Origin of the sequence: Pinisolibacter sp. (genome assembly GCF_036782435.1) — a bacterium.
GTDB lineage: Bacteria > Pseudomonadota > Alphaproteobacteria > Rhizobiales > Ancalomicrobiaceae > CALBKH01.
Map to the genome: position 1 here is coordinate 48,174 of NZ_DAIPZB010000033.1, position 8,101 is coordinate 56,274.

Here is an 8,101-nt window from a genome sequence, read left to right on the forward strand (position 1 = left end):
ACACGACATCCGGGAATTCATTGGACGTGTATCGATCGCGTTTTCTTCCCCGCCGCCCGATCGCGCCGTTTCGCGGCCGTCTCGGCTTGTTTCTGGTGCTCGTGGCCGCCGCCGCGGCGTGGAAGGCGTGGCCGGTGCTGCGACCCTTCGTCGTGCCGGCCGATCGCCACTTCGGCCGGCTGCGCGTCGCCGACGGCGACAGTCTCGAACTCGGTGGTGTCCGTATCCGACTTCTCGGCGTCGACGCACCGGAACTCGATCAGACCTGCACCCTCGCCGGCGTCCCGCATCCCTGTGGGCGGGAGGCACGCGAACATCTCCTGCATCTGATCGCCGGTCGGCCGGTGACCTGTCTCTCCACCGAACTCGACCGTTACGGTCGCCACCTCGGGCGCTGCACCGCCGGCGACACCGAGCTCAATTCGGAGATGGTGCGCAGCGGCTGGGCCGTCGCCTATGGTGCCTATGCCCGCGAGGAGGCCGACGCCCGCGCCCACGGCCGCGGTCTGTGGTCGGGCGATTTCGTCTGGCCGCAGGACTTCCGCCGCGACAAGCGCGAGCGGCGCGACCGCGGCTGGTTCGAGGAGTGGTTCGGCGCCGGGAGGTGAGACATGTCGCATGACGCATCCGCAGACGCCGTGGCCGCGCTGGAGACCGAGATCGCCCGCTGCCGCATCTGTCGCGACACCCCGCGCGGCACCGCGCTGCCGCACGAGCCGCGGCCGGTCACCCGCCTCTCCGCCACCGCGCGCATCCTCGTCGCCGGTCAGGCGCCCGGCACCCGCGTCCACGCCTCCGGCGTGCCGTTCAGCGATCCCTCCGGCGATCGCCTGCGCGATTGGATGGGGGTGACGACGGAGATCTTCTACGATCGCGCCCGCATCGCCATCGTTCCCATGGGCTTCTGCTTTCCCGGCCACGACGCCCACGGTGGCGATCTGCCGCCGCGCCGTGAATGCGCCCCCGCGTGGCGCGATCGGGTGATGGCGGTGATGCCGGCGATCGACCTCGTCCTCGCCGTCGGCCGGCCGGCGCAGCTCTGGCATCTCGGACGCGACGCCCGCCCGAACCTCGGCGAAACCGTCGCCGCCTGGCGCGAGATCCTCGACCGCCCGGGCCTCCCGCAGGTCCTGCCGCTGCCGCATCCCTCCTGGCGCAACACCGGCTGGCTGAAACGCCATCCCTGGTTCGTGGCCGAAGTGGTGCCCGAATTGCGCCGACGCGTCGCCGAACGCCTGTGAGGTGCTGCGATCGGCGGCAATTTTGGGAATGAGTTTTTATTTTCGTCGAGCAATTGACGTTTATAAGAAAAGAAGTCACCTCTAGGGTGAAATATCGAGAATATATTACTCATGCACCACGGGGGTACACCGTGATCGACCGCATCGACCGCAAGATCCTCCAGATCCTCCAGGAGGACAGCACCGTCCCCGTCGCCGAGATCGGCCGCCGGGTCGGCCTGTCGACGACGCCGTGCTGGCGCCGCATCCAGAAGCTCGAGGAGGACGGGGTCGTCACCCGCCGGGTCGCGGTGCTCGATCCCAAGAAGGTGAACGCCAAGGTCACCGCTTTCGTCGCCATCACCACCAACACCCATTCCGACGACTGGCTGAAGCGCTTCGCCGAGGTCGTCGCGGCGATGCCGGAGGTGGTCGAGTTCTACCGCATGGCCGGTCAGGTGGACTATCTGCTGCGCGTCGTCGTGCCCGACATCGAGGCCTACGACGGCTTCTACAAGCGCCTCATCGCCAAGATCGACATCGCCGACGTGTCGACTTCCTTCGCCATGGAGCAGATCAAGTACACCACCGCCCTGCCGCTCCAGTACGTCGTCGTCGAGAAGTCGACGGCCAAGGACGCCGGTTGAGGCGGGCGCTCTCTCGGTCCCGGCCGTGTGTGGCCGGGCACAGTCGGCGGAATTGCGCGCCGCCTGCCACCTCGCCGGTTGAGCGCGCGCCGACCTCGCGCTATCACCGGCGGAGCATCCGCCGCGAGACCTCCGGCGGAGCACCGGAGGAGAGGCAGGATGGCGACCTCGCCGCGAAGTGGCTCGGGGCTGGCGAAAGTGGTCGCGCTCGTCGCGACGCTGATGCTCGCCGCCTGTGGCGGCCGTCCCGACGGCGTCATGGCGCCGACGACGCTTTCGGCCGAGGGCACGTCCGAGGTCGACCTGCTGGTGGTCACCACCCGCAATCCCACCGGCGATCCGGCTCGCCCCTTCGACGGCGAGCGCGGCCACCACGCCTCGATGAACCGTGTGGTGGTGTCGATCCCGCCGGAGAACGTCCGCCAGGTCGGCGAGATCCAATGGCCGACGTCGGTGCCGGCCGATCCGGCCAAGAGCTTCGCCGTCGTTCGTGATCAGGAGTTCCGCGACCGCGACGGTCGTCCCTGGTTCCGCGCCACCGGCAAGCGCCGCGTCCTGCTCTTCGTCCACGGCTTCAACACCCGCTACGAAGAGGCGGTCTTCCGCTTCGCCCAGATCGTCCACGACAGCGGCACCGACTTCGCGCCGGTCCTGTTCACATGGCCGTCGCGCGGCTCGGTCTTCGACTACGTCTACGATCGCGAGAGCACCAACTGGTCGCGCGACACGTTGGAGAAGTTGCTGCGTTCCGCCGCCGAGGAGCCGGGGGTCGAGGAGGTGACGGTCATGGCCCATTCGATGGGGTCTTGGCTGGCGGTGGAAGCGTTGCGCGGCCTCGCACTCCGCGGCGGGGTGCCGAAGAAGATCGGCAACGTCATCCTCGCTTCGCCCGATCTCGACGTCGACGTCTTCGAGAACCAGATCCGACGTATCGGCGCCCATCCGCACATGACGCTGTTCGTCTCCCGCGACGACCGCGCGCTCGACCTGTCGCGACGCCTCGCCGGCGGGGTCGATCGGCTCGGCGCCATCGATCCGTCGCAGGAGCCCTACCGCGCCCGTCTGGAGAAATCCGGCGTCACCGTGCTCGATCTCACCGCGTTGAAGACCGGTGACGAACTCAATCACGGCAAGTTCGCCCGCAGCCCCGAGGTGGTGCGCCTGCTCGGCAGCCGCCTGATCGCCGGTCAGAAGGTGTCGGAGGACCACCGCGTCGGCCTCGCCGATCGGCTCGGCGCCATGGCCACGGGGGCCGCCGGCACCGTCGGCTCCGCTGCCAGCCTGGCCGTCACCACGCCGATCGCCGTCTTCGACTCCGATGCCCGCGACAGCCTCGGCGACCGCGCCGGCGCCATCGGCCGCGGCGTCTCGGGCACCGTGAGGCCGCTCGTCGGCGAGTGATACCGAGCGGATGAAGTTCCGACCTGTTCGGTACTTCATCCGCGAAGGCGAGCCCGAACGGGCGTCGGCCGGTCGGGCCGAAACTCACGAAATTCGGATGTGTCCGAATTTCGTGAACCCGGTATGAGATCGCCGGCGCCGAGACCGGCGACGCTCGCGCCGTCGCATGCTATAGGACGCCTTCGCGATCCGGCCGATCGGTCCGGTTCGACCCTTCTCGGTCGGAGTCCCATGCGCTTCGTCTCCCTCGCTCTTCTCGCCCTCGTCGTGGCGGCGCTCGCGCCCGCCGAGGCGCGTGATTGGAAGCGCATCCGCATCGCCACCGACGGCCACTACCCGCCCTTCAGCCGCCTCGACGAGACCGGCAGGCCGATCGGCTTCGACGTCGACGTCGCTCGCGCCGTCTGCGCCCGGCTCGGCGCCGAGTGTGAGATCGCCGCGCCCGGATGGGACGCCCTGGTGCCGGCTCTGATCGGCGGCCGCGTCGATCTCCTCGTCGCCTCCCAGCCGATCACCGAAGAGGCGCGGCGCATCGTCGAGTTCACCGCCGCCTACCACCACATCGCCCCGCGCTTCGTCGGACGCGATCGGCCGAAGCCGGTCGACCCGCGCCCGTCCGTCGCCGCCGGCCTGCGCATCGGCGTCCGCGCCGGCACCGCCCACGCGGTCCATCTCGGCGCCGTCTACGCTCCCGCCGGGGCGAAGATCGTCGCCTATCCGACCGAGGCGGAGGCGCTCGCCGCACTCGTCGGCGACCGTCTCGATCTCGTCTTCGGCGATGCGCTCGCCCTCTACGACCTTCTCGATGGGGAGTTCGATCACAAGGGTCTGCGTTTCGTCGGCCGACCGGTCGACAGTCCCCGGCACTTCGGCGCCGGTGCCGGCATCGCCTTTCGCCGCGAAGACGCCGACCTCGGTCGGGCGGTCGACAAGGCGCTCTCCGACCTCGACCGCGACGGCACGCTGAGCCGGATCGCCGGACGCTGGTTCCCCTTCGCGATCCGCTGATCGCACCCCTCGACACGAAACGAACATCGACAGGAGACGCAGATGGCCAAGGTCGCATTCATCGGACTGGGCGTGATGGGCTATCCCATGGCCCGCCATCTCGCGGTCAGGGGCGGCCACGAGGTGACCGTCTACAACCGCACCGCCGCGAAGGCCGAAGCCTGGGTCGCCGCCCACGGCGGCCGCGCCGCCGCGACGCCGGCCGAAGCGGCGAAGGGGCAGGACATCGTCTTCGCCTGCGTCGGCAACGACGACGACCTGCGTCAGGTGACCATCGGTCCCGAAGGCGCCTTCACCGCGATGGCGCAGGGCTCGATCTTCGTCGACCACACCACGGCTTCCGCCGACATCGCCCGCGATCTCGCCGCCGCGGCCGCCGCCGGCGGCTTCGCCTTCCTCGACGCGCCGGTCTCCGGCGGTCAGGCCGGCGCCGAGAACGGTGTCCTCACCGTCATGGTCGGCGGCGACGAGGCGGCTTTCGCCCGCGCCGAGCCGGTGATCGCGAGCTTCGCCCGCGCCTGCAATCTGATGGGCCCGGCCGGCTCCGGCCAACTCGCCAAGATGGTCAACCAGATCTGCATCGCCGGCCTCGTCCAGGGTCTCTCCGAGGGCATCCATTTCGCCCACAAGGCCGGCCTCGACGTCGAGAAGCTGATCGCCACCATCTCCAAAGGCGCCGCCCAGTCCTGGCAGATGGAGAATCGCTGGAAGACCATGGACGAGGGCAAATTCGACTTCGGCTTCGCCGTCGACTGGATGCGCAAGGACCTCGGCATCGTCCTCGGCGAGGCCCGCCGCAACGGCGCCCACCTGCCGGTGACCGCCCTCGTCGACCAGTTCTATTCCGAAGTGCAGAAGATGGGCGGCGCCCGCTGGGACACCTCGAGCCTCGTCGCGCGGCTCGAACGCTGAACCCCTTCGCGATGCGCCGGGCATCGGCCGGCGCATCCACCAGCCATCGGAGGCATGCATCGGTCGCGCGAGCCCGCCGCGCGACCGATGCATGCCTCCTCTGCGATCGGTGAGCTTGTCCCTCGCTCGGTATGGCTGCGACACCTCGTTCGGTCGCAGATTTCAGTCCCGAGATCCGGAATCGGCCAGCGCGACCAGACAGGGAGAATTCGCATGAAGCGTCGTCAGTTCCTGAAGACCTCGACCGTGGGCGCGGTGACCGCCGCGGCCGCGTCCGCGTCCGCCTTTCCCGCCCCCGCGATCGCCCAGAGCCAGCCGAAGTTCGCGTGGCGTCTGACGTCGAGCTTCCCGAAATCGCTCGACACGATCTTCGGTGGCGCCGATACGCTGTCCAAGGCCGTCGCCGAAGCGACCGACGGCAATTTCCAGATTCAGGTCTTCGCCGCGGGCGAACTGGTTCCCGGCCTTCAGGCGGCCGACGCGGTGACCAACGGCACTCTCGAGATGTGCCACAGCTGCTCGTACTACTACGTCGGCAAGGATCCCGCCTTCGCCTTCGGCACCGCCGCGCCCTTCGGCCTCAATGCTCGTCAGATCAACGCTTGGTTCTACCACGGCGGTGGTAACGAGCTGCTCGACCAGTTCTACGACAAGTACAATTTCATCGGCTTGCCGGCCGGCAACACCGGCACCCAGATGGGGGGCTGGTTCCGCAAGGAGATCAAGACCGTCGCCGACCTCGTCGGCCTCAAGATGCGCATCGCCGGCCTCGCCGGCCGCGTGATGAGCAAACTCGGCGTCGTGCCGCAGGTGGTCGCCGGCGGCGACATCTACCCGTCGCTGGAGAAGGGCACCATCGACGCCGCCGAATGGGTCGGCCCCTACGACGACGAGAAGCTCGGCTTCTACAAGGTCGCGCCGCACTACTACTATCCGGGTTGGTGGGAAGGCGGCGCGGCGCTGCACTTCTTCATCAACAAGGCCAAGTGGGCCGAATTGCCGAAGAACTATCGGGCGATCCTGAGCTCGGCGGCCGCCATGGTGAACGTCGACATGCAGGCCAAGTACGACGCCCGCAACCCGGCCGCCGTGAAGCGCCTCGTGCAGAACGGCGCTCAACTCCATCCCTTCCCGGCCGAAGTCATGGATGCGGCCTACAAGGCGGCGAACGAACTCTATGCCGAGATCTCCAAGGAGAACGAGTGGTTCAGGAAGATCCACGACTCGGTCATGAGCTTCCGCTCCGACGAGTATCTGTGGTGGCAGATCGCCGAATTCGGCTTCGACGCCTACATGATTCGTGCCCGTTCGCGCGGTTGACGCGGGACGGCACGACTTCGACAGCGGATGCGCGGCGGGACCCGACGGCCCCGCCGCGAACCTCTCCGAGAGCGCGACCTCCTTGTGCGAGAACGATTTTTCGTCGCACGAGGTGCTGGCGTGCAGCTGCGAAATCGGTTTAGATGCGGCATTCCCCGGCTTCGGAACGGTTCGCGCCTTCCGAAAGAACCCGGCGGATTCGGACCTCGGGGCGCTCGGGAGATGCGCCCGGCGAGGGACAAGATCCGGCGCTCGCGCCGAGCCGCATATCTCTGGGAGGAGAACGAGAAGATGGAACGTCGTAAGTTTCTGAAGACCGCCACGGCGGGTACCGTAGCCGCCGCCGCGACCACCGCGCTCGCCGCCCCGGCGATCGCCCAGGGCTCCCCGAAGGTCAGCTGGCGCCTCACCTCGAGCTTCCCCAAGTCGCTCGACACCATCTTCGGTGCTTCGGACGTCATGGCCAAGGCCGTGTCGGAAGCCACCGACGGCAACTTCCAGATCCAGGTCTTCGCCGCCGGCGAACTGGTCCCCGGCCTGCAGGCGGCCGACGCGGTCACCAACGGCACCCTCGAGATGTGCCACACCGCGCCGTACTACTACGTCGGCAAGGATCCGACCTTCGCCTTCGCCACGGCGGTGCCGTTCGGCCTGAACTCCCGCCAGCAGAACGCCTGGTTCTACCATGGCGGCGGCTTGGACCTCCTCAACGAGTTCTTCGCCAAGCACAACATCTACTCGCTCCCGGGCGGCAACACCGGCACCCAGATGGGTGGCTGGTACCGCAAGGAGATCAAGACCGTCGCCGACATGGCCGGCCTCAAGATGCGTATCGGTGGTCTCGCCGGTCGCGTCCTCACCAAGCTCGGTTCGGTGCCGCAGCAGATCGCCGGCGGTGACATCTATCCGTCGCTCGAAAAGGGCACCATCGACGCCGCCGAGTGGGTCGGTCCCTACGACGACGAGAAGCTCGGCTTCTACAAGGTCGCGCCGCACTACTACTATCCGGGCTGGTGGGAAGGCGGCGCCTCTCTGCACTTCTTCATCAACAAGGCCAAGTGGGCCGAGCTGCCGAAGAACTATCAGGCGATCCTGTCGTCGGCCGCGGCCATGGCCAACGGCGACATGCAGGCCAAGTACGACGCCCGCAACCCGGCCGCGTTGAAGCGTCTGGTCCAGGCCGGCGCCCAGCTCCATCCCTTCCCGGCGGAAGTCATGGACGCCGCCTACAAGGCCTCGGTCGAACTCTACGCCGAGATCTCGAAGGAGAATGCCGAGTTCAAGAAGGTCCATGATCACATGATGGCCTTCCGCGGCGACGAATACCTGTGGTGGCAGATCGCCGAGTTCGGCTTCGACGCCTACATGATCCGCGCCCGTTCGCGCGGCTGATCGGCATCGAACCACGAGCGGTTCGTGAAGGCCCGGGGAGCGATCCCCGGGCCTTTCGTCGTTCTCGGGGCGCGCGCGCCGCCGCAGGTTCATGCGCTCGTCGTGACGACGGGACGCCGACCGGGCCTGGAGCGCCGCAGGGCGGGGTGATGAGACCTGTGCGCGGATAGCCCTCGACGACCGTCTACTGACGTGATTCAC

8 protein-coding genes are annotated in these 8,101 nt (G+C 68.1%); all 8 read left to right on the plus strand.

What is annotated here, in order from left to right; all coding sequences use genetic code 11:
• The first annotated feature begins 95 nt into the window (after positions 1 to 95).
• Positions 96 to 608: a thermonuclease family protein gene (locus tag V7Q42_RS14770; RefSeq protein ID WP_333824865.1), complete on the plus strand. Its 513-nt coding sequence runs from the start codon at positions 96 to 98 to the stop codon at positions 606 to 608.
• A gap of 3 nt (positions 609 to 611) precedes the next feature.
• The gene (locus tag V7Q42_RS14775; RefSeq protein WP_333824857.1) at positions 612 to 1,241 is read left to right on the plus strand and encodes a uracil-DNA glycosylase family protein; all 630 of its coding nucleotides are present in this window, start codon (positions 612 to 614) and stop codon (positions 1,239 to 1,241) included.
• Positions 1,242 to 1,372: 131 nt separating this feature from the next.
• Positions 1,373 to 1,867 (plus strand): Lrp/AsnC family transcriptional regulator, encoded by a 495-nt coding sequence (locus tag V7Q42_RS14780; protein ID WP_333824858.1) that lies wholly within the window; start codon positions 1,373 to 1,375, stop codon positions 1,865 to 1,867.
• A 159-nt stretch (positions 1,868 to 2,026) separates the two neighbouring features.
• The gene (locus tag V7Q42_RS14785; protein WP_333824859.1) at positions 2,027 to 3,268 is read left to right on the plus strand and encodes an alpha/beta hydrolase; all 1,242 of its coding nucleotides are present in this window, start codon (positions 2,027 to 2,029) and stop codon (positions 3,266 to 3,268) included.
• Between the two features lie 231 nt (positions 3,269 to 3,499).
• Positions 3,500 to 4,276, plus strand: coding sequence for a transporter substrate-binding domain-containing protein (locus V7Q42_RS14790; protein ID WP_333824860.1), 777 nt, complete (start codon positions 3,500 to 3,502; stop codon positions 4,274 to 4,276).
• Between the two features lie 42 nt (positions 4,277 to 4,318).
• Complete coding sequence (locus tag V7Q42_RS14795; RefSeq protein ID WP_333824861.1) at positions 4,319 to 5,188, plus strand: NAD(P)-dependent oxidoreductase; 870 nt, start codon at positions 4,319 to 4,321, stop codon at positions 5,186 to 5,188.
• A gap of 213 nt (positions 5,189 to 5,401) precedes the next feature.
• Positions 5,402 to 6,508, plus strand: a complete 1,107-nt coding sequence (locus V7Q42_RS14800) for a TRAP transporter substrate-binding protein (RefSeq protein ID WP_333824862.1) — start codon at positions 5,402 to 5,404, stop codon at positions 6,506 to 6,508.
• A 291-nt stretch (positions 6,509 to 6,799) separates the two neighbouring features.
• Positions 6,800 to 7,900 (plus strand): TRAP transporter substrate-binding protein, encoded by a 1,101-nt coding sequence (locus tag V7Q42_RS14805; RefSeq protein WP_333824863.1) that lies wholly within the window; start codon positions 6,800 to 6,802, stop codon positions 7,898 to 7,900.
• Positions 7,901 to 8,101 lie beyond the last annotated feature (201 nt).